The sequence below is a fragment of the Thiobacter subterraneus genome (assembly GCF_055379455.1).
The window spans coordinates 1,908,006-1,928,696 of the sequence record NZ_AP042402.1; the positions used below are offsets into that span (position 1 = coordinate 1,908,006).

16 protein-coding genes and 1 pseudogene are annotated in these 20,691 nt (G+C 67.8%); 10 read left to right on the top strand and 7 right to left on the bottom strand.

Annotated elements, in window-relative coordinates:
* Positions 1 to 20: 20 nt before the first annotated feature.
* The 8 genes and pseudogenes from polA to ACZ42P_RS09535 all read left to right on the top strand — a co-directional run bounded on the left by polA (position 21) and on the right by ACZ42P_RS09535 (position 8,957).
* Positions 21 to 2,720 (top strand): DNA polymerase I, encoded by a 2,700-nt coding sequence (polA, locus tag ACZ42P_RS09500; protein WP_464897315.1) that lies wholly within the window; start codon positions 21 to 23, stop codon positions 2,718 to 2,720.
* Positions 2,721 to 2,803: 83 nt separating this feature from the next.
* Positions 2,804 to 3,832 (top strand): tRNA dihydrouridine synthase DusB, encoded by a 1,029-nt coding sequence (dusB, locus tag ACZ42P_RS09505; RefSeq protein WP_464897316.1) that lies wholly within the window; start codon positions 2,804 to 2,806, stop codon positions 3,830 to 3,832.
* A 28-nt stretch (positions 3,833 to 3,860) separates the two neighbouring features.
* Positions 3,861 to 4,100, top strand: coding sequence for a helix-turn-helix domain-containing protein (locus ACZ42P_RS09510; protein WP_464897317.1), 240 nt, complete (start codon positions 3,861 to 3,863; stop codon positions 4,098 to 4,100).
* 18 nt (positions 4,101 to 4,118) lie between these two features.
* Complete coding sequence (purH, locus tag ACZ42P_RS09515; protein ID WP_464897318.1) at positions 4,119 to 5,687, top strand: bifunctional phosphoribosylaminoimidazolecarboxamide formyltransferase/IMP cyclohydrolase; 1,569 nt, start codon at positions 4,119 to 4,121, stop codon at positions 5,685 to 5,687.
* Between the two features lie 8 nt (positions 5,688 to 5,695).
* Positions 5,696 to 6,183 (top strand): annotated as a pseudogene (locus tag ACZ42P_RS09520) (hypothetical protein).
* A 7-nt stretch (positions 6,184 to 6,190) separates the two neighbouring features.
* Positions 6,191 to 7,459: a phosphoribosylamine--glycine ligase gene (gene purD, locus ACZ42P_RS09525; RefSeq protein ID WP_464897319.1), complete on the top strand. Its 1,269-nt coding sequence runs from the start codon at positions 6,191 to 6,193 to the stop codon at positions 7,457 to 7,459.
* Positions 7,460 to 7,480: 21 nt separating this feature from the next.
* Complete coding sequence (gene hemF / locus ACZ42P_RS09530) at positions 7,481 to 8,377, top strand: oxygen-dependent coproporphyrinogen oxidase (protein WP_464897320.1); 897 nt, start codon at positions 7,481 to 7,483, stop codon at positions 8,375 to 8,377.
* A 28-nt stretch (positions 8,378 to 8,405) separates the two neighbouring features.
* The gene (locus tag ACZ42P_RS09535; protein WP_464897321.1) at positions 8,406 to 8,957 is read left to right on the top strand and encodes a CDP-alcohol phosphatidyltransferase family protein; all 552 of its coding nucleotides are present in this window, start codon (positions 8,406 to 8,408) and stop codon (positions 8,955 to 8,957) included.
* Here ACZ42P_RS09535 and ACZ42P_RS09540 read toward each other — a convergent pair.
* The gene (locus ACZ42P_RS09540; RefSeq protein WP_464897322.1) at positions 8,946 to 11,777 is read right to left on the bottom strand and encodes a bifunctional diguanylate cyclase/phosphodiesterase; all 2,832 of its coding nucleotides are present in this window, start codon (positions 11,775 to 11,777) and stop codon (positions 8,946 to 8,948) included. The genes ACZ42P_RS09535 and ACZ42P_RS09540 overlap by 12 nt on opposite strands.
* Positions 11,774 to 12,733 (bottom strand): ABC transporter substrate-binding protein, encoded by a 960-nt coding sequence (locus ACZ42P_RS09545; protein ID WP_464897323.1) that lies wholly within the window; start codon positions 12,731 to 12,733, stop codon positions 11,774 to 11,776. The genes ACZ42P_RS09540 and ACZ42P_RS09545 overlap by 4 nt, the downstream gene beginning before the upstream one ends.
* Before the next feature lie 154 nt (positions 12,734 to 12,887).
* Between ACZ42P_RS09545 and ACZ42P_RS09550 the strand changes: the two genes are divergently transcribed.
* Both ACZ42P_RS09550 and ACZ42P_RS09555 read left to right on the top strand, forming a co-directional pair.
* Positions 12,888 to 14,213 (top strand): alanine/glycine:cation symporter family protein, encoded by a 1,326-nt coding sequence (locus ACZ42P_RS09550; protein WP_464897324.1) that lies wholly within the window; start codon positions 12,888 to 12,890, stop codon positions 14,211 to 14,213.
* Positions 14,210 to 15,565: a sodium-dependent transporter gene (locus ACZ42P_RS09555; RefSeq protein ID WP_464897325.1), complete on the top strand. Its 1,356-nt coding sequence runs from the start codon at positions 14,210 to 14,212 to the stop codon at positions 15,563 to 15,565. The genes ACZ42P_RS09550 and ACZ42P_RS09555 overlap by 4 nt, the downstream gene beginning before the upstream one ends.
* A gap of 48 nt (positions 15,566 to 15,613) precedes the next feature.
* On the opposite strand, the gene ACZ42P_RS09560 is transcribed toward ACZ42P_RS09555, so the two are convergent.
* The 5 genes from ACZ42P_RS09560 to ACZ42P_RS09580 form a co-directional block, all read right to left on the bottom strand.
* The gene (locus tag ACZ42P_RS09560; RefSeq protein WP_464897326.1) at positions 15,614 to 15,928 is read right to left on the bottom strand and encodes a c-type cytochrome; all 315 of its coding nucleotides are present in this window, start codon (positions 15,926 to 15,928) and stop codon (positions 15,614 to 15,616) included.
* Between the two features lie 58 nt (positions 15,929 to 15,986).
* Entirely contained in the window at positions 15,987 to 18,005 is a 2,019-nt protein-coding gene (locus tag ACZ42P_RS09565; RefSeq protein ID WP_464897327.1) for a thioredoxin domain-containing protein, read from the bottom strand.
* Positions 18,006 to 18,083: 78 nt separating this feature from the next.
* Positions 18,084 to 19,622 carry a methyltransferase regulatory domain-containing protein gene (locus ACZ42P_RS09570; protein WP_464897328.1) on the bottom strand — a complete coding sequence of 513 codons (1,539 nt, stop codon included), beginning with the start codon at positions 19,620 to 19,622 and terminating at the stop codon, positions 18,084 to 18,086.
* Complete coding sequence (locus ACZ42P_RS09575) at positions 19,619 to 20,131, bottom strand: TlpA family protein disulfide reductase (RefSeq protein ID WP_464897329.1); 513 nt, start codon at positions 20,129 to 20,131, stop codon at positions 19,619 to 19,621. Before ACZ42P_RS09575 ends, ACZ42P_RS09570 begins: the two co-directional genes overlap by 4 nt.
* A gap of 1 nt (position 20,132) precedes the next feature.
* On the bottom strand, positions 20,133 to 20,687 hold the full coding sequence (locus tag ACZ42P_RS09580) for a hypothetical protein (protein WP_464897330.1): 555 nt from the start codon (positions 20,685 to 20,687) through the stop codon (positions 20,133 to 20,135).
* Positions 20,688 to 20,691: the final 4 nt, after the last annotated feature.

The following is a 20,691-nucleotide window of genomic DNA, read 5'->3' on the forward strand; positions in this document are numbered from 1 at the left end:
CGATATTCGACCCCGCGAGAATGAAAACCCTGCTGCTGGTGGACGGCTCGTCCTATCTCTACCGCGCCTTCCACGCCCTGCCCGATCTGCGCAACGCCGAAAACGAGCCCACCGGCGCCATCTACGGCGTGCTCAACATGCTGCGCCGGCTGCGCAGGGAAGTGCCGGCCGATTATATCGCCTGCGTATTCGACGCAAAAGGAAAGACCTTCCGGGACGAGCTCTATCCCGAGTACAAGGCCCATCGTCCGCCCATGCCGGACGATCTCGCCGCGCAGGTGGAGCCCCTCAAGGAAGCCATCGCCGCCATGGGCTGGCCGCTATTGGTGATCGACGGTGTCGAGGCCGATGACGTGATCGGCACCCTGGCCCGGGAAGCGGAACGCAACGGCATGCGCACCGTGATTTCCACCGGCGACAAGGACATGGCCCAGCTGGTCAATGCCCACGTCACCCTGGTCAACACCATGACCAACGAGACCCTGGACGAAGCGGGTGTGGTGCAAAAATTCGGCGTGTCGCCGGAACGCATCGTGGACTATCTCACCCTCGTCGGCGACAGTGTGGACAACGTGCCGGGGGTGGACAAGGTGGGTCCCAAGACGGCAGTGAAATGGCTCACCCAGTACGGCAGCCTGGACAACCTCCTGGCCCATGCCGGCGAGATCGGCGGTGTCGTGGGGGAAAACCTGCGGCGGGCGCTGCCCTGGCTGCCGCGCACGCGCGAGCTGGTCACCATCCGGCGCGATCTGCAGTTGCCGGTGCACGTGACCGAACTGGTGCCGCGGGAACCGGACCGGGACAGCCTGCGCCGGCTGTTCACCCGGTTCGGCTTCAAAAGCTGGCTTAAGGAGCTGGACGCCGCGGCCGATGCGCCGGCCGGTGGTGATCCCGGCCCCACCCCTCCCGCGGGCCAGGCGGTGTACGAAACCCTGCTCACGGAAGCCCAGCTGGAGGCGTGGCTGGCGCGCCTCATGGCTGCGGAGCTCGCGGCGGTGGACACGGAAACCACCAGCCTCGATCCCATGCAGGCGCGCATCGTCGGCATCGCCTTCGCCACCGGTCCCCATGCGGCGGCCTATCTGCCCCTGGCGCACCGCTACCCGGGGGCACCGGCGCAGCTCGACCCCGAGCGTGCCCTCGCCCGCCTCAAACCCTGGCTGGAGAATCCGGCGTGCCCCAAGCTGGGTCAGAATCTCAAATACGACAAGCACGTGTTCGCCAACCACGGCATCCGGCTCGAGGGCATCGCCCACGACACCCTGCTCGAGTCCTACGTGCTGGAGGCGCACAAATCCCACGACCTGGATTCCCTCGCCCACCGCCATCTGGGCTACAAGACGGTCAGCTACGCCGAGGTGGCGGGCAAGGGCGCCAAGCACATCGGCTTCGACCAGGTGAGCATCGAAGCGGCCACCCGCTATGCCGCCGAGGATGCCGACATCACCTGGCGGCTGCACGAGGTGCTGTTCCCCCGCCTGGCCCGGGACGCCAGGCTGCGGAAGGTATATGAGGAGATCGAGCTGCCCACGCTGGAGGTGCTGTGGGACATGGAGCGCACGGGCGTGCTGCTCGACTGCGCCAGGCTCGCGGTACAGAGCGAGGAGATCGGACGCAAGCTTTTGGAGCTGGAGAACCAGGCCCATGCGCTGGCGGGCCAGCCCTTCAATCTCAACTCACCGCGCCAGATCCAGGACATCCTGTTCGGCCGCCTGGGGCTGCCGGTGAAGAAGAAAACCCCGGGCGGCGCCCCTTCCACCGACGAGGACGTGCTGGCCGAGCTGGCCCTGGACTATCCCCTGCCCAAGCTGATCCTGGAATACCGGGCGCTCGCCAAGCTCAAGTCCACCTATACCGACAAGCTGCCGCGCATGGTGGACCCCGTCACGGGGCGCGTACACACCAGCTACAACCAGGCGGTGGCGGTGACCGGCCGGCTGGCGAGCTCGGATCCCAACCTGCAGAACATTCCGGTGCGCACCGCGGAAGGCCGGCGCATCCGCGAGGCCTTCATCGCCCCGCCCGGCTGCCAGCTCGTCTCCGCGGACTATTCCCAGATCGAGCTGCGCATCATGGCCCACCTGTCCCAGGATCCGGGCCTGCTCAGGGCCTTCGCCGAAGGCCAGGACATTCACCGCGCGACCGCGGCGGAAGTGTTCGGCATGGCGCCGGAAGCGGTCACGGCGGAGCAGCGGCGCTACGCCAAGGTGATCAATTTCGGGCTGATTTACGGTATGTCCGCCTTCGGGCTCGCCGCCCAGCTGGGCATCGAACGCAGTGCCGCCCAGGCGTGGATCGACCGCTACTTCGCCCGCTATCCCGGTGTGGCCGCCTACATGGACCGCACGCGCCGGCTCGCGCGGGAACAGGGCTATGTGGAAACCGTGTTCGGCCGGCGCCTGTGGCTGCCGGACATCCACAGCAGCAGTCCCGCCAGGCGCCAGGCGGCGGAGCGCGCCGCCATCAACGCGCCCATGCAGGGAACCGCCGCCGATCTCATCAAGCTCGCCATGATTGCCGTGCACCGTTGGCTCAAGGCCCGGCAGCTGCATAGCCGTCTCATCCTGCAGGTGCACGACGAGCTGGTGCTGGAAGTGCCGGAGGCCGAACTGGCGGTGGTCAAGGCCGAACTGCCCCGGCTCATGACCGGCGTGGCCCGGCTCGACGTGCCGCTGGAGGTGGAAGTGGGCGTGGGTCCCAACTGGGAGCAGGCCCACTGAGGCGCCGGGCGGAGCACCGGGTCGTCGTTGAGAAAGCAGGACGCTGCGTATAAAATGGGCGCCTTTTCCCCGGCCGTCCCGCCATGCAAATCGGTCCCCATCGTCTGCGCAACAATCTGATCGTCGCTCCCATGGCGGGGGTCACGGACCGGCCGTTCCGCCAGCTGTGCAAGCAGATGGGGGCGGGCATGGCCGTGTCGGAGATGGTCACCTCCAACTCGTTGCTCTACGGCTCCGCCAAGACCCAGCGCCGGGCCAATCACGATGGCGAGGTGGAGCCGATTTCGGTGCAGATCGCCGGGGCCGATCCGCGGATGATGGCCGAGGCCGCCCGTTACAACGTGGACCATGGTGCCCAGATCATCGACATCAACATGGGCTGTCCGGCGAAGAAGGTGTGCAACGTCATGGCCGGCTCCGCCCTGCTGCAGAACGAAGCCCTGGTGGCGCGCATCCTGGAAGCGGTGGTGAAGGCCGTGCCCGAGGTGCCGGTGACCCTCAAGATCCGCACCGGCTGGGACCGGGAACACAAAAACGCCCTCAACATTCTGAAAATCGCCGAGGCCGCCGGCGTGGCGGCGCTGGCCATCCACGGCCGCACCCGCGCCTGCGGCTATTCCGGCGAGGCCGAGTACGACACCATCGCGGCGGTGAAGGCCGAGGCCCGCATTCCCATCATCGCCAATGGCGACATCACCTCCCCCGAGAAAGCCAGGTACGTGCTCGACTACACCGGGGCGGATGCCATCATGATCGGTCGCGCGGCCCAGGGCCGGCCGTGGATTTTCCGGGAAATCGAACACTATCTCGCCACCGGCGAGAAGCTGCCGGAACCGGAGGTGTCGGAAATCCATGCCGTGCTGCTGGCGCATCTGGAGGCGCTGTATGACTTCTACGGCGAATACACCGGGGTGCGCATGGCACGCAAGCACATTTCCTGGTACACGCGCGGGCTGGCCGGTTCGGCGGCCTTCCGCCACCGCATGAACCAGCTGGAATCGAGCCGGGAGCAGGTGGCGGCGGTCAATGCCTTTTTCGGTGAGCTCGCCGCGCGCAGCACGCGCCTGGTGTACGCAGCAGACGAATCCAAAGCAGAGCTCGAAGCCGCGTAGGCGGTCATCGGGCCGGAAGGGAACAGGGATGGCATCCAAGGAAACCGAGCTTTCCGCCTGCGTGCGCAAGGCCGTGCACGATTACTTCAAGCATCTGGATGGGGAGGAGCCCGGCGGCATCTACGACATGGTGATCAGCTGCGTGGAAAAGCCGCTCATCGAGACCGTGCTCCAATATGCCCAGGGCAACCAGACGCGCGCCGCGGAATGGCTCGGCATCAACCGCAACACCCTGCGCAAGAAGATGCAGGCCTACAAGATCAAATAGCTTTTTGGTGTCACGTCTATGAGTCGAATCCAGCGCGCCCTCATCAGTGTCTCCGACAAGGCCGGCATCGTCGACTTCGCCAGGGGGCTGGCCAAGCTCGGCGTGGAGATCCTGTCCACCGGCGGCACCGCCCGGCTGCTTGCCGAGCAGGGCGTGCGCGTGATCGAGGTGGCCGATTACACCGGTTTTCCGGAAATGCTGGACGGGCGGGTGAAGACCCTGCACCCCAAGATCCATGGCGGGATCCTTGGCCGGCGCGACGTTCCCGAGCACGTCAAGGCCATGCAGGAAGCCGGTATTCCGCCCATCGACATGGTGGTGGTGAACCTGTATCCCTTCGCCGCCACCATCGCGCGCCCCCACTGCACGCTGGCGGATGCCATCGAGAACATCGACATCGGCGGCCCGGCCATGGTGCGCGCCGCAGCCAAGAACTACCAGCACGTGGCGGTGGTGGTGGATCCGCGCGACTACCGGGCGCTTCTGTCGGAGCTCGAGATGACGGGTGGCATCCTCGCCGGCGAGACCCGCTTCAACCTGGCGCGCAAGGCCTTCGCCCACACCGCGGAATATGATTCCACCATCGCCAACTATCTCACCGCCATCGATTCCCAGGGGCGGCGCGAGGGCTTCCCGGAACGCTTCAACATCAATCTCGTGCGGCTGCAATCCCTGCGCTACGGCGAAAATCCCCACCAGAAGGCGGCCTTCTATGCCTATCCCGGCGAGAAGGCGGCTTCCGTCGCCACGGCGCGCCAGCTCCAGGGCAAGGAGCTTTCGTTCAACAACATCGCCGATGCCGACGCGGCGCTGGAATGCGTGAAGCAGTTCCGCGACGGGCCCGCCTGTGTCATCGTCAAGCACGCCAACCCCTGTGGCGTGGCGCTGGGGGGCACCCTGCTGGAAGCCTATGAGCGGGCCTACCGGACCGACCCGGAGTCCGCCTTCGGCGGCATCATTGCCTTCAATGGCGAGCTCGATGGCGAAACCATGCGGGTGATCGTGGAGCGCCAGTTCGTGGAAGTGATCATCGCCCCCAGGATTTCCGCCGCCGCCCTGGAAGCTGCCGGCGCCAAGAAGAACGTGCGGGTGCTGGAATGCGGCGAATGGCCGGCGGAACCCGAGCCGCGCCTGGACTTCCGCAAGGTGACCGGCGGCGTGCTGGTGCAGGACGCCGATTTGGCCCTGCACGGCGAGCTCAAGGTGGTGACCCGGCGCGCCCCCACCGAACGGGAAATGGCCGACCTGCTGTTTGCCTGGCGCGTGGCCAAGTTCGTCAAGTCCAATGCCATCGTCTATGCCCGGGACCACATGACCATCGGCGTGGGCGCGGGACAGATGAGCCGCGTCAACTCGGCGCGCATCGCCGCCATCAAGGCGGAGCAAGCGGGGCTTGCCGTCGCCGGGGCGGTGATGGCCTCCGACGCCTTCTTCCCCTTCCGTGATGGCATCGATCAGGCGGCGCAGGCCGGCATCACCGCCGTGATCCAGCCCGGCGGCTCGTTGCGCGACGAGGACGTGATCGCCGCGGCGGACGAACATGGCATGGCGATGGTGTTCACGGGCATGCGCCATTTCCGCCACTGAAAGGACCCATGGCGCGCGCCATCGCCGTCGGTCTGCTGCTCGGGGGCGCCGTGGCCTGCGCCCACGGGGCGGACGGAAACGGTCTCTGGGCGCGCGGACGGGACACCGTGGCGCGAATCTGGCAGGCGGGTGACAGTGATTTCTATCTGCCGCTGCACACCCACCACCTGCGCTTCGCCTACGAGCGCGCCAAGATCGACAGCTATCAGGAAAATCCCCTGGGTCTGGGCTATGGCCGCAGCCTTTACCAGGACGGCATCTGGCGGGGCCTCTATTGCTGTGGCAGCCGGCGCCGGACTGGCGCGTGGGCGGGGGCTTCACTGTCTTCGTCATGACCCGCGCCGACATCGGGCATTACACCCCCTTCCCGGGCGTGCTGCCCATGGCCTCCCTGGGCTGGCGCGCTGCATCCTTGGAAATGGCCTACGTGCCGGGCAGCCGCGGCGCCGGCAATATCCTGTTTTTCTGGGGCCGCATCGAATTGGACAGGCAATGAGGCAAGCATGAAGACACTGGTCATCGGCTCCGGCGGGCGGGAACACGCCCTCGCGTGGCGCCTTTCGCGCTCGCCGCGCATGCAGAAGGTATTCGTGGCACCCGGCAATGCCGGCACGGCGCTCGATCCGAACCTGGAAAACGTGCCCCTGACGGAGATCCCGGCGCTCGTCGAGTTCGCCCGCCGGGAGGGCATCCACCTCACCGTGGTGGGGCCGGAGGCTCCGCTGGCGGCGGGCATCGTGGATGCTTTCCGTGAGGCGGGTCTGCGCATCTTCGGCCCCACCCGGCAGGCGGCGCAACTGGAAGCCTCCAAGGACTACGCCAAGGCCTTCATGAAGCGTCACGGCATTCCCACGGCGGCCTACGCCACCTTCACGGACGCCGCCGCGGCCCATGACTACATCGAGGCCCAGGGCGCGCCCATCGTGGTCAAGGCCGACGGCCTTGCCGCAGGCAAGGGCGTGGTGGTGGCCATGACGACCCAGGAGGCCCATGCCGCAGTGGACATGATGCTCGCCGACAACCGCCTGGGCGAGGCGGGCGCGCGGGTGGTGATCGAGGAGTTCCTCGCCGGCGAGGAGGCGAGCTTCATCGTCATGGTGGATGGCGAGCACGTGTTGCCGCTGGCCACCAGCCAGGACCACAAGCGGCTTCTGGACGGCGACCGGGGGCCCAATACCGGCGGCATGGGCGCCTATTCCCCCGCACCCGTGGTCACCCCGGAGCGGCATGCCCGCATCCTGCGCGAGATCATCCTGCCCACCGTGGCGGGCATGCGCGCCGATGGGGTTCCCTACACGGGCTTCCTCTACGCCGGCCTCATGATCGATGGCCAGGGCAATGCCAAGGTCCTGGAATACAACTGCCGCATGGGCGACCCCGAGACCCAGCCCATCATGATGCGCCTCAAGAGCGACTTGCTCACCCTGCTGGAACATGCCACCAGCGGCAGCCTGGACCGCGTGGAGGCGGAATGGGACCGGCGCACCGCCCTGGGCGTGGTGCTCGCCGCCGCCGGCTATCCCGACGCGCCGCGCAAGGGCGATGTCATCACCGGGCTGCCGCCGGCAGGCGAGGACTACATGGTGTTCCACGCGGGGACGGCCCTCAGGGACGGCCAGGTGGTCACCAGTGGCGGACGGGTGCTGTGCGTCACCGCCCTGGGCGACACGGTGCGGATGGCCCAGCGCCGCGCCTACGAGATCGCCAGCCAGATCCACTTCGACGGCATGCAGATGCGTCACGACATCGGCTACCGCGCCCTGCGGCGCTGAAGCCACACGCGGGAGAAGACCATGGATATTCTGCGCGTCCGGCAATTCCTCACCGAACTGCAGCAACTCATCGTGGAACGCCTGGAGCAGGTGGACGGCAGGCCCTTCCGGCGCGATGCCTGGACGCGCCCGGAGGGGGGCGGCGGCCTGAGCTGCGTGCTCGAGGAGGGCAACGTGCTGGAGCGGGGCGGCGTGAACTTTTCCCACGTGCGCGGCGAGGCCCTGCCCCCCTCGGCCAGCGCCAGCCGCCCCCAGCTCGCGGGCCGGCGCTTCGAGGCCATGGGGGTCTCCCTGGTGCTGCATCCACGCAATCCCTATGCCCCCACGGTGCACATGAACGTGCGTTTCTTCGTGGCGGAAAAGGAAGGCGCTGAGCCGGTGTGGTGGTTCGGCGGCGGCATGGATCTCACGCCCTATTACGGCTTCGAGGAGGACGCCGTGCATTTCCACGCCACCTGCCGCGCAAGCCTCGCGCCTTTCGGCGAGCACTACTATCCCCGCTTCAAGAAATGGTGCGACGAGTACTTCTACCTGCGGCACCGGGGCGAGCCGCGCGGGGTGGGCGGCATCTTCTTCGACGATTTCAGCGAACGGGGCTTCGAGCACGCCTTCAATCTCACGGAAAGCGTGGGTGACCATTTCCTGCCGGCTTACCTGCCCATCCTGGAGCGGCGCATGGACACGCCCTATGGCGAGCGCGAGCGGGATTTCCAGGCCTACCGGCGCGGCCGCTATGTGGAATTCAATCTGGTTTACGACCGGGGCACCCTGTTCGGACTGCAAAGCGGCGGGCGCACCGAATCCATCCTCATGTCCCTGCCGCCGGTGGTGAAGTGGCGCTACGACTGGAAGCCCGAGCCGGGCACCCCGGAAGCGCGGCTGTACACCGATTTTCTCGTGGCGCGCGACTGGGTCTGACCCGGCTTGCGCCTATACTTGAGCGGGCATGGGGGTCTTCAATCTGCCCAACCTCCTCACCACCCTGCGCGTCATCGCCGCGCCCCTGCTGGCCTGGGCGCTGGTCGGCCGCCAGTTCGAGCTGGCCTTCTGGGTGTTCGTGGCGGCAGCCGTCACGGATGCACTGGATGGCTGGATTGCCCGCCGCTTCCATCTCCTCACGGCCTATGGCGCGGTCATGGATCCCCTGGCGGACAAGCTGGTCACCCTGGTGTGTGTGGTGCTCCTCACCTGGCTCGGTGTCGTGCCCCTCTGGCTCACCCTGGCCCTGGTGGTGCGCGACACGGTGATCGTGGGGGGCGCTTTTGCCTATCAGCGCGCCTTTGGCGAGGTGCACATCCAGCCCACCTGGCTGGGCAAGCTGCACACCCTGGTGGCCTTCGCCCTGTTCGCCCTGGTGCTGGCGGAGGGCGCCCGCTACCTGGAGCTTGCGGTCTGGCGCGACGCCCTGTTCTGGCTGGTGTTTGCCTTTACCCTGGCCAGCGGCGTGCAGTACGTGGTGCTGTGGGGGCGCAAGGCGGCCCAGGCCTCACGCCGATAGGTGTGCCAGCCAGTCGCCCGCCGGCCCCGGCCGGTGGAAGTGGTAGCCCTGGAAGCGCTCGCAGCCCAGCCGCCGCAGGAACTCGAACTGGGCGGCCGTTTCCACCCCTTCCGCCACCACCTCGAAGCCGAGATGGGTGGCCATGGCCAGGATGGTCTCCACCAGGGCCACGTCGTTGAGGTCGTGGGGCACGTCCGTGACGAAGCTCTTGTCGATCTTGAGCTCGGACACCGGCAGGCGTTTCAGGTAGGCAAGGGAGGAATAGCCTGTGCCGAAGTCGTCGATGGAAAAGCGCACGCCCAGGGCGGCCAGCGCCGTCATGCGTGCCACGGCCTCCGAGGCGTGCTCCACCAGCAGGTTTTCCGTGATCTCCAGCACCAGATAGCCGGGATCCGCGCCCGTCTCGGCGAGGATCGCCTGCACCCGCCCCACCAGCTCGGGATGGTGGAACTGGCGCGGACTCATGTTCACCGCGATGCGCAGGCTGTGCCCGGCGGCGGTGAGGCGGGCGATGAGCCGGCAGGCTTCCCGGAGCACCCATTCCCCGATGGGCACGATGAGCCCAGACTCCTCCGCCACCGGGATGAAGCTTGCCGGCGGAATCAGCCCATCCCGCGGATGGCGCCAGCGCAAAAGGGCTTCGGCGCCCACCGGCCTGCCCTGTCCATCGACCTGGGACTGCAGGAAAAGCTCAAAGGCCTGCTGTGGGATTGCTTCCCGCAGCGCCTGTTCCAGGGCGTAACGGCGGCTCACGGCCTCCTGCATGGTAGTCTCGAAATAGGCGATCGCGTTGCGCCCGCCTTCCTTGGCGCGGTACATGGCAATGTCCGCCTCCCGCATCAGGTCGTCGATGCTTTCGTGGTTCTTGGGGAACAGGGTGATGCCGATGCTGGCATTGGAGACATAGCTGCTTTCCCCGATGTTCACCGGCTGTTCCAGCGCCACGCGGACCTTCTCCGCCACCGACAGGGCCAGTGCCGCGGCATCCGTCAGGTTGGCCGCGAGATCCGGCAGCAGGATGACGAACTCGTCGCCACCCAGGCGCGCCACGGTGTCTCCCTGACGCACATGCAGCACCAGGCGCTGGGCCACCTCCCGCAGCAGGGCATCGCCCAGTTCGTGCCCATAGACGTCGTTGATGCGCTTGAACTGGTCCAGATCCACGAACAGCAGGGCGCCGGTGCGGTGGGTGCGGCGCGCGCTCGCCAGCGCCTGGGTGAGGCGGTCCCGAAGCAGGGCCCGGTTGGGCAGGTCCGTGAGGGCATCGTGGTAGGCGAGGCGCTCGATCTCGGCCTCCGCCCGCTTGGTTTCCGTGATGTCCAGGCAATGGCCCACATAGCCCAGGAAGTGTCCTTCACTGTCGTAGCGCGGGCTGCCCTGGTCCACGATCCAGCGGTATTCGCCGGAGTGGTGGCGCAGGCGGTATTCCATGCGGAAGGGCTCGCGTGCGTCGAAGGCCCGCTCGTAGGTCTCCAGCACCCGTGGCAGATCCTCAGGATGCACGCCCTCGGTCCAGCCGGCGCCCAGTTCCTGCTCCAGGGTGCGCCCGGTGAATTCCAGCCACACCCGGTTGAAATAGTCGCACAGCTTGTCCGGTCCCGAGGTCCAGATGAGAGCCTGGCCCGCGTCGGCCAGGGTGCGGAAATGTTTCTCGCTGTCGGCGAGCTGCCGGCGCAGGCGGTATTCCTGGGTCACGTCGCGGAAGACCAGGACCACGCCCTCCACCCGGCCGTCCGGGCCGCGAATGGGGGCGGCGGAATCGGCGATGTGGCGGCGGCTGCCGTCGCGGGCGACCAGCACGGTGTGATTGGCCAGTCCCACCACGGTGCCCTCCGCCAGCACCCGGTCCACGGGGCTTTCCTGGGCGAGGCCGGTGAGGGCGTTCTCGATCACGAACACTTGGGCCAGCAGGCGGCCGCGCGCCTCGTCCTGGCGCCAGCCGGTGAGGGCCTCCGCCACCGGATTCATGAGGGTGATGCGCTGCTGCGCGTCGGTGGCGATGAGGGCATCGCCGATGGACTGCAGGGTGATGGCCAGGCGCTGCTCGCTCTCCGCCAGCCGGGCCTGGGCCTGGGCCACCGCGTCGGCCATGCGGTTGAACTCGAGGGCAAGCTGGGCAATTTCCTCGGCACCCTCTTCCGGTACACGCACCGAACGGTCGCCGGCGCCGAACTCCCGGGCCGCGGCGGACAGCTGCGCCAGGGGCCGGCTCACCTGGCGCATCAGGAATCCGCCCAGAAGCGCCAGCAAAAGTACCAGCCCCACCAGGTCGGGGGCCCGGTCCCGGAAGGCGAGCAGGCGCGCCTGGGCGCGCACGCCGGTCAGATCGAACTGCACGTAGACCAGCCCACGGCGGGAACTGCGCACCTCCGTGGCTGCGGCGGGCAGCTCGAAGGGATGGAACACCTCCAGCCGGTTGCCGTCCGGATGAAGCCTGAGGGTCGGCATACGCTGGCGTGCGAACTCGCGGGCCTCCTGCCAGGGAAAAGCCGGCAGCACCTGGGTGACCAGCTGGCCGCGCCAGGCGTAACGGTGGGCACTCACCACGCGCCCGTCGTCATCCAGGATGAGTACGGCCCGCGTGCGCGGGTCGGTGGCGGTGTGGGCGAGATCCGCCTCCACCAGCCCCCTTGCGTGATCCAAGCCCTGCTCCGCCATGCGTGCCAGATGGGCGCCGATACTCAGGCAGTCGGCCCGGCCCTGCTCGAGGATGCGCGCCTGTTCCCGCTGCAGGGCACCGAAAAAGGACACGCCCCCGATCACCAGCAACAGCAGCGCCAGTCCCAGGGGCAGGATCACGCGCAGCGGCGCGCTCTTCACACGGCCTCCGGCAGGAAACGGGGATCGGCCAGGCCGGTTAGGTCCACCGGCCCGTGCAGCAGGCGACTGGCACGCATGATGGCGGCCACCCGCTCCGCAGCGGCCAGCAGTCGCGGCGGCTCGCCGGCGAGCCAGGCCCGGTTGGCGGCGGCATCCATCAGGCGCACCCCGCGCAGGGCGGCGAGCACCGCGTCCGGGGCAATGCCCATGCGCGGTGCCATGCGCGCGGCGGCATCCCGGGGCTCGCGTCGCAGGTGGTCGAGCGCGGAGAAATACGCGGCGATCAGGCTGCGGAAGCTATCGGGGGCCGGTTCCAGGGCGGCCGTGCGCGCCACCAGCACATCCACGATCAGGCCGGGGAAGGCCCGGCTGTCCAGCAGTCGGTGCGCCCCCAGCGCCTCGAGGCGCGTGGCGTGGGGCTCGTAGCTCACCAGGGCGTCCACGGTGTCGTCCTGCCAGGCAGCGAGCTGGCGATCGGCGGTGAGGGGAACCTTGATCACCTGCTCCGGATCGAGGCCGGCGATCTCCAGGGTCTTGCTGAGCATGAGCGCACCGGCGGCGGTTTCCTCCAGACCGATGCGCCTGCCTGCGAGTTGGGCAGGGCGGCGGATGTCGGGGCGGGCCATGACCACGTCGGCGCCGGCGGAATCGTCGAACACCAGCACCGCCCGCACGTCAAGGCCACCTTCCCGCGCCAGCAGGCACTCGTCCAGGGTGAGGGCGGCGGCTTCCACTTCACCGCTGGCCAGGGCCATCAGGCTCATGGTGTTGGAGGGCATCTCCACGAGGCGCACGGCTTGCTCGTCGAGGAGGCCCAGCTCGCGGGCGAGGAACAGGGGCTCATAGCCCACCCAGACGATGCTTGCCACGCGCACCAGAGGTCGCGGCGGCCCACAGGCGGCGAGCAGGGGCAGGGTGCAACCCGCGGCCAGGAAGCGGCGGCGGTTCATGGGCATGGTAGTTTCCCTCCGGGCGAAATGGCCGGGCGGCATGCGCCTTTTGCCCTCATGGTAGTCGGGGTCACGGTCCGTGCAAAGCCCGCGCGCCAAGGCCCGCCTGCTTTCCGGCTATACTCGCGCCACAAGAACGTCGCACGCAAGGGAGGAGCGCATGAAATTCGTCGAGTCGCTGGTCGCTACCCTGTCCAGCTGGGTGTGGGGACCGCCCATGCTGATCCTGCTGGTGGGAACCGGCCTCTACCTCACCGTCATCCTCAAGGGACTGCAATTCCGCGCCCTGGGTCACGCCTTTCGTCTGGTGCTGGACAAGGAGCATGGCCAGTTGGGAGACATCAGCCATTTCGCGGCGCTGATGACGGCACTGGCCGCCACCGTGGGCATCGGCAACATCGTGGGTGTGGCCACGGCCATCACCCTGGGCGGGCCCGGCGCCGTGTTCTGGATGTGGGTGACCGGCCTGGTGGGCATGGCCACCAAATACGCCGAGGCGGTGCTCGCAGTGAAATACCGGGAAAAGGGCGAGCACGGCATGCGCGGCGGTCCCATGTATTACCTGGCGAAGGGGGCCAATCTGCCCGCCCTGGGCTGGCTCTTTGCCCTGTTCACCGCGCTGGCCACCTTCGGCATCGGCAACATGACCCAGGCCAATGCCGTGGCGGGCATCTTCGAAAACGTCTTCCATATCGAGCGCTGGGTGACCGGACTCACTCTCATGCTGCTCACGGCGCTGGTCATTCTGGGGGGCATCCGCTCCATCGCCCGGGCCACCTCGGTGATGGTGCCCTTCATGATTTTGGGCTATGTGCTGGCCTCTCTGGTGGTGCTGGTGATGAATGCCGCCGAGATTCCCCATGCCCTGGCGCTCATCTTTCAGCACGCCTTTCAGCCCGTCGCCGCGACCGGTGGCTTCGCGGGCGCCACCGTCGCGGCCGCCATCCGGTACGGTGTGGCGCGCGGGGTGTTCTCCAATGAATCCGGCCTGGGCTCGGCTCCCATCGCCGCCGCCGCGGCGCGCACGGGGGATCCAGTGAAGCAGGCCCTGGTGTCCATGACCCAGACTTTCATCGACACCCTGGTGGTATGCACCATGACCGCGCTGGTGATTCTCACCGCCACGCCCTGGCTGGAAGGTGCCAAGGCCGATGTCCTCACCAGTCTGAGCTTTGCCCAGAGCCTGGGTCAGGGGGGCACGCTGGTGGTGGCCCTGGCCACCGCCCTGTTCGCCTATTCCACCCTGCTCGGCTGGAGCTATTACGGTGAGCGCGCGGTGGAGTATCTCGCGGGACCCCGGGTGGTACGTCCCTATCGTGTGGTGTTCGTGGTGGTGGTGATGGTGGGCGCCATGCGCGAGCTGGACTTCGTGTGGAATTTCTCCGACCTCATGAACGGCCTCATGGCGATTCCCAATCTGATTGCCCTGTTGCTGCTGGCGCGGGTGGTCAAGGCGGAGAGCGAGCGTTATTTCGGAGGCAGATGATGCGCAGTCACTGGAGCAACCGCTGGGCCTTCATCATGGCCACCGCAGGTTCCGCGGTGGGCTTGGGCAATGTCTGGAAATTCCCCTATCTGGCGGGCACCAACGGTGGTTCGGCCTTCGTGTTGGTGTATCTCGCCTGCGTTCTGCTCATCGGCCTGCCCCTGCTCATGACGGAGATCATGCTGGGACGCCGGGCGCAGAAAAATCCCGTGGACGGCATGGCGGCGCTCGCCCGGGAAGCGGGCGCGAGCCCCCTTTGGCGCTATCTCGGCCTCATGGGAGTGGTGGCGGGTGTGCTCATCCTCGGCTATTACAGCGTGGTGGCGGGCTGGGTGGTGGCCTACGGTGTGCGTGCGGCCTACACCGGTTTTGCCGGCCTCAATGCCCAAGGGGCCGCCGCCTTGTTCGAGACCTTCCTGTCGCGGCCCGGTGAGCTCGTGCTGTGGCATACCGTGTTCATGGCACTCACCATGGTGGTGGTGGCCCATGGAGTCACCTCGGGGCTGGAGCGGGCCAACAAGGTGATGATGCCGGGCCTTGTGTTTGCCCTGCTCATTCTCCTGGGCTACAGCCTGGCCGTAGGCGACGTGGGCCGTGCCCTGGCGTTCCTGTTCACCCCGGACTTCTCCAGGATCACACCCCGGACGGTGCTCGACGCCATGGGCCAGGCCTTCTTTTCGCTCTCCATCGGCATGGGCGCGATCATGGTCTATGGCTCCTACCTCCAGCGCCATGTGTCCATTGCGCGTGCCGCGGGCTACGTTGTGGCCGCGGATACCGGTATCGCCGTCTTGGCCGGCATTACCGTGTTTGCCCTGGTGTTCGCCCACGGTGGACAGCCGGCTTCCGGTCCCGGGCTGGTGTTCCAGACCCTCCCCGTGGCCTTCGGGCAGATGCCCGGGGGCCAGCTCTTCGCCGTGGTGTTCTTCATCCTCCTCCTGTTCGCAGCGTGGACCTCATCCATTTCCCTGGTGGAGCCGGCCGTGGCGTGGCTGACGGAAACCACGCGGCTCACGCGCAAGCAGGCCGCCCTCGGGGTGGGAATGCTGGTGTGGCTGCTGGGGGTGGGTGCGGCCCTCGCCTTCAACGTGGGCAAGGATTACAAGATTCTTGGGTTCAATTTCTACAATGCCCTGGACGATCTCACCGCGAAGATCATGCTGCCCCTGGGGGGGCTGCTGATGGCAGTGTTTGCGGTGTGGGTGATGCACGCTGCCCACGCCCAGGAGGAACTCGCCCTCAAGGCGCGCGGCTATCGTCTCTGGCTGTTCACCGCCCGCTGGATCGCGCCGGCGGGCATCATCCTGGTCTTCCTCAATTCGCTGGATCTGTTGCCCGTGGCCCGGAGCTGAAACGAAAAAGCCGGCGCAAGGCCGGCTTTTTCGCTGCGTCGTCCCGTGTTATTTGAGGGAGAGCACCCATTGCACGATGGCCTTGACGTCGCCATCGGGCACCTGGGGGTTGGGCGGCATGGGCACCGAGCCCCACACGCCGGAGCCACCCTTCTTCACCTTGTCGATGAGATGGGCCTCGGCGGTCTTGTCACCCTTGTACTTCGCGGCCACGTCCTTGTAGGCCGGACCCACCACTTTCTTGTCCACCTGGTGGCAGCTCATACAGGCGTATTTCTGCGCCAGGGCCTGCCCGTCGGCGGCCAGGGCGGGCGCGCCGGCGAGGACACCGGCGGTGGCGAGGGCGATGAGGCTGTATTTCATTGATGTCTCCTTGTAGGACTGGGAAAACCGGGTTTGCCAATGTTGGCCAAGCCCAATGTTAGCCAAGCACTGAGACTTTGCATAGCCGCAGGACTTGCTCGAAGTCAAGCGGGGCTGGCAGGCATTCAACGCCCCGACACACCCAGGCGTTGACAGCGGGGCTCTCGGGTCGGTTCAACGGTGGCGGCAGCGACGCCAGTCCGTTGGGCAGGGGGAGCACCCGGGCACACGGCGCCTCCCGCGCCAAACGGCGCCCCCAGCCGGCCACTTCCCTCACCGGGCCCCGAAGCAGTACCAGGGGTGGCGGATCCAGCTCGTCCTCCAGGGCCATCAGGAGCGTGGGGAAGCCCTCGGGCTGATGGGCGATCTGCGCTGCGAAGGCCTCGAGGGCGCGCCGCGCCGCCTCCAGGTAACGAGCCTCGCCCAGGAGGTGGCCCAGCAGCTGCAGGGCGCGCACCGCCACCCCATTGCCCGAGGGGGTGGCCTGGTCATAGCCGGGTTTGGGCCGGTGGATGAGGGGTTCGTGGTCGTGGCTGGTGAAGAAAAACCCGCCGTTGGCGTCCTGGAAGCGGTCGAGCAGGGCCTCTGCGAGCGTCCGGGCAAAGGCCAGATCCTCCGGGCGCCAGCCCGTCTGCAGGCATTCCAGAAGGCCCCAGAGGAGGAAGGCGTGATCATCCAGGTAGGCATTGAGCCGGGCCCCGTCCTTCCACACGGCGCACAGCCGCCCCGCCGGCAGCATGTGGTCGCGCAGGAAATCGACGGCCCGCCACGCCCGGTGGAGCCAGTCGGGACGGTCCAGCAGACGGGCGGCGCGTGCCAGCCCGCCGATCATGAGGCCGTTCCAGGCGGTGAGGATCTTGTCATCCCGCCCGGGGGGCACGCGCCGGTTTCTCGTCGCGAACAGCTTGGCCCGGGCGCCGGCGAGCAGCTGGCCGGCATGGGGCTCGTCCAGCCCCAGCGCCTGCGCCACCCGGGGCAGGGGGCGGGCGATGAGCAAATGCCAGGCCCGGCCTTCGAAATTCGGTGCGTCCTCCAAGCCATAATGGGCCGCGGCGACGGCGTGCTCTTGTGGTGTGAGCACCCGCTTCGCCTCTTCCGGGGTCCAGACGTAGAAGCGCCCTTCCTCGTGCTCGGAATCGGCAGCCAGCGCAGCGTAGAACGCCCCCTGGGGATGGGTCATTTCCCGTGCGAGCCAGTCCACCGTGGCTTCGCACACGCTGCGCCAGCGGGGGTTGCCGGTGAGGGCATGGCCCTGGGCGTACAGGCCAAGGAGGGGCCCGTTGTCGTAAAGCATCTTTTCGAAATGGGGGATGGCCCAGCGGGCATCCACGCTGTAGCGGAAGAAGCCGCCCAAAAGCTGGTCGAACAGTCCACCCTGTTCCATTTTCTCCAGGGTGAACAGGGCCATCTCCCGCAGACGCCCGCCCCGGGCGAGGGCAAACTCCAGTTCCGCCGGCCGGGGGAATTTGGGCGGGGGGCTGAAACCGCCCCAGGTGGGGTCGAAGGCAGCCGCCAGGGCGTCGGCGGCGGCCGACAGCGGCTCCGGTGTGAGGGCTTGCTCGCCTTCGGCGCCTCTTCCCGCCTCCAAGGCGGCAAACAACCCGGGGTTCTGGCTGGCGATCTCGTCCCGGTGCTGGTGGTAGAAGCGGGCCACCTGGGGCAGGAGGTCCATCAGGCCCGGCAGGCGATGGCGCGGGTGCTTGGGGAAATAGGTTCCGGCGAAAAAGGGAATCTGCTCCGGGGTGAGAAAGACCGTGAGGGGCCAGCCTCCGCTGCGCCCCGTGAGCAGGGCGTGGGCGGCCTGATAGATGTGATCGAGGTCCGGCCGCTCTTCCCGGTCCACCTTGATGTTCACGAAATGGGCGTTCATGAGCGCCGCCACCTCGGGGTCGGTGAAGCACTCCTGGGCCATGACATGGCACCAGTGGCAGGCGGAATAGCCGATGGAAAGCAGGATGGGCCGGTCCAGCCGACGTGCAAGAGCGAGTGCTTCCTCACCCCAGGGATACCAGTCCACGGGGTTGTCGGTGTGCTGGAGCAGGTAGGGGCTGGTTTCCCGGGCGAGGCGGTTGGGCATGGGTGTTCCGGATGGGGCGGTCGGGGGCCGTGGCAGCCGCGGCCTCCAGCCTAGCATAATCCCGAGTATCGCGCTCGGCTATTTCGGCGGCTCGAACAGGCCGTTGCGGGCGAAGGTCCACAGCAGGCGGGCGCAGGCCACGGTGGTTTCCTCCGGCCCGAATTCGGGCCAGCGGTCGCGCATGGCCGCAGCCAGGGCCGGGAGGTCGTGTTGCCCGTCGCACAGCAGGGCCAGGGCGCGCCCGGCCTCGTCCAGCTCCAGGGCGCTGTGGCGGATGCCGGCGGGGGCGAGACCATGGCTGATCTGCCAGCGTGCCAGGGCATGCAGGCGCGGGCGCGGGCTGGGCTCAAGCGGCCAGTCCTGGGCCTGGGGGGCGAGGCCCACCAAACGCCAGCCGGCCAGGGCGGCGAGTTCCGTGGCAAGGCGCGTCTGCTCGTCCGCGAGGCCGGGCGCCCCATGGGCAGCCACCACGGCCCGCGCTGCCGCGGCCAGTTCTCCGTAGGGCAGCGAAGACGGGAAACGCTCGCTGAGCACCATCAGGGCCGCCTTGGTCAGGGGGTGGCTGGCCTGGAAGGGTGTCCGGGTGGCGGTGCGAAAGGTCTGGGGCGTGTCCCGGGTGAGGTCCAGTTCCTCCTCGGAACCCACGTCCGCGAACAGAGAGAGGGCGGTGATGCGGCCCGGGTCGAGGACCGGTTCCGTCGCCCCCGTGGGGGTGAGCAGGCTGCGCCGGAAGGGGCGGAGGGCGAGGAAGTCGTAATACTGCAGGCGGCGCGGCAGGGGGTATTCGGCTACTGCCGCGCGCGCCCGGGCGTCGAGCCCCTGTCCCAGATCGGCGGCGAATTCGGCATCCCCCACGTAGGAGAGCCCCGCCCCACGGGCCTGTTCCAGGAAGGTGGTGAAAAGCACAGGCTCGTTCTCGGCTTCCAGGTACTCGTGGTAGAGATAACCCGCCGGCGCACTCCGCAGGTAGGCCAGTTCCTGGGCCACGAGCCGGGCATCCGGGGCGTCCAGGGCGGCGAAGGCGGGGGCCATGCGGTCCAGGAACTCCTGCGCCAGGGCCAGCCGCGCCCGGGGATGGCGGGCCTCGCCCACGTGATGGAGCAGCATGTCCCGCACCATGGACCGGGCCCGCCAGCCGGGCAGGGTGTTGTAGCTCACGTAGGCGATGCCGCCCGGGGCCGTCACGCCGGCGATGAGATCCAGCAGCCGGGCGCGCAGGGCCTGGGGCACCCAGGAATAAAGCCCGTGGGCGATGACGAAATCGAAGCGTCCCAGGTCGCCAAGCCCTTCGCCCACGTCCCGATGCAGCAGCCTGACGTTGGCAAGCCCCAGGGCCGCGATGAGGTCGCTGCCGTCTTCCACCTGACGCCGCGACAGGTCCACCCCCACGTATTCGTTGCCAGGGCGGTAGAAGGCCATGGGGATGAGATTGCCGCCGCTGGCTGCGCCCAGCTCCAGCACCCGGCAGCCTTCCACCGGCGGCGCAGCGAGTCCCGCGAGGCGGCCCACCGCCGCCAGCGCATCCGGGTGGGTGGCGGGGATGGGGATGCTCTCGTAGGGGATGAGGTCGTAGCTTTCCAGGGTGGAGGCACCCACCGCGGCGGGCGGTGCGCTCATTCGGATATCAGGGCGCGCAGGGTCTTCACGATGTCCGGATGGTCGAACTCCCGGCCCCCCATGGCCCGGTAGGCGATGCGCCCCTGCTTGTCCACCACGAAGCTGGAGGGCAGCCCTTTCACGCCCCAGGCGGGACCGCTCTTGCCCTCGTGGTCGAGGAGGATGGGAAAGGTGGGCGCGGGATCGAGCTGGCCGGTGAAGGTGAACACCAGATCGAAGTTTTCCATCTGGTCCACGGCGAGTATGGCGAAGGGCGCGTCCTTCAGGGTCTGGTGCAGGCGTTCCAGGGAGGGCATCTCCCGCCGGCACGGCGGGCACCAGGTGGCCCAGAAGTTGACCAGCACCACCTGGCCCCGATAGTCCGACAGGCGCACCAGCTTGCCGTCCAGATCCTTGAAGGCAAAATCCGGCGCCGCCGGACGCGGCTTGACGGGCGTGAGCCGGGCGGTGAGTTCCGGCAGCTGGGTCTGGGCCTCTACGGTGGAAGTGAGCAGGGCGGCGAGCGCCATGCTAGCGCAGGCCAGAGCCCTGCGGACATTCCAGATTTTCCAGCTTGGCCTTGTAGGTCTTGCCATGTTGCCTCCAGGTGTAGATCAGGTCGAAACGGGTGCCGGGCGGAATCTTCGGCGTGGTGAAACCCTGGGCCCAGTCGCCCACGTCGAACTCGATGTCGTCCGGCAGGATGGAATAGCTGAAGTCCGCCCCCAGCTTCTTCCATACCGCGATCCACTCCGACTTGGTGCGCAACCGGTGTTTCCGGCCGTCGCGGGTCACGTAGCGCCATTCCGCCACACGGTAGGACAGGGGCGCGACGGATTCGTTGCGCGCCACGGTACCGAAGATGCAGTAGCCCTTCATGCTGGCGTAGATCGCGGGCGGCAGGTCCCGCGAGGCATAGGTGGCCTCTACGAATTCGGGCAGAAGCTGGATGAGCTCCAGGCTGAAGCCCCGGTCCACCTTTTTCCAGCTCTTGAGTCCCGTCTCCGGGTTGACCATTTCCACCTGTTGCGCCGCCCAGGGGGTGCCCCACAGGGCGAGCAGCATGGCGATCAGCACCGCGCGCATGGGC

Excerpts from the sequence above, each read along its gene's own strand:
- polA (WP_464897315.1), top strand. The coding sequence starts at position 21 with ATGAAAACCCTGCTGCTGGTGGACGGCTCGTCCTATCTCTACCGCGCC.
- dusB (WP_464897316.1), top strand. The coding sequence starts at position 2,804 with ATGCAAATCGGTCCCCATCGTCTGCGCAACAATCTGATCGTCGCTCCC.
- ACZ42P_RS09510 (WP_464897317.1), top strand. The coding sequence starts at position 3,861 with ATGGCATCCAAGGAAACCGAGCTTTCCGCCTGCGTGCGCAAGGCCGTG.
- purH (WP_464897318.1), top strand. The coding sequence starts at position 4,119 with ATGAGTCGAATCCAGCGCGCCCTCATCAGTGTCTCCGACAAGGCCGGC.
- purD (WP_464897319.1), top strand. The coding sequence starts at position 6,191 with ATGAAGACACTGGTCATCGGCTCCGGCGGGCGGGAACACGCCCTCGCG.
- hemF (WP_464897320.1), top strand. The coding sequence starts at position 7,481 with ATGGATATTCTGCGCGTCCGGCAATTCCTCACCGAACTGCAGCAACTC.
- ACZ42P_RS09535 (WP_464897321.1), top strand. The coding sequence starts at position 8,406 with ATGGGGGTCTTCAATCTGCCCAACCTCCTCACCACCCTGCGCGTCATC.
- ACZ42P_RS09545 (WP_464897323.1), bottom strand. The coding sequence starts at position 12,733 with ATGCCCATGAACCGCCGCCGCTTCCTGGCCGCGGGTTGCACCCTGCCC.
- ACZ42P_RS09550 (WP_464897324.1), top strand. The coding sequence starts at position 12,888 with ATGAAATTCGTCGAGTCGCTGGTCGCTACCCTGTCCAGCTGGGTGTGG.
- ACZ42P_RS09555 (WP_464897325.1), top strand. The coding sequence starts at position 14,210 with ATGATGCGCAGTCACTGGAGCAACCGCTGGGCCTTCATCATGGCCACC.
- ACZ42P_RS09560 (WP_464897326.1), bottom strand. The coding sequence starts at position 15,928 with ATGAAATACAGCCTCATCGCCCTCGCCACCGCCGGTGTCCTCGCCGGC.
- ACZ42P_RS09565 (WP_464897327.1), bottom strand. The coding sequence starts at position 18,005 with ATGCCCAACCGCCTCGCCCGGGAAACCAGCCCCTACCTGCTCCAGCAC.
- ACZ42P_RS09570 (WP_464897328.1), bottom strand. The coding sequence starts at position 19,622 with ATGAGCGCACCGCCCGCCGCGGTGGGTGCCTCCACCCTGGAAAGCTAC.
- ACZ42P_RS09575 (WP_464897329.1), bottom strand. The coding sequence starts at position 20,131 with ATGGCGCTCGCCGCCCTGCTCACTTCCACCGTAGAGGCCCAGACCCAG.
- ACZ42P_RS09580 (WP_464897330.1), bottom strand. The coding sequence starts at position 20,687 with ATGCGCGCGGTGCTGATCGCCATGCTGCTCGCCCTGTGGGGCACCCCC.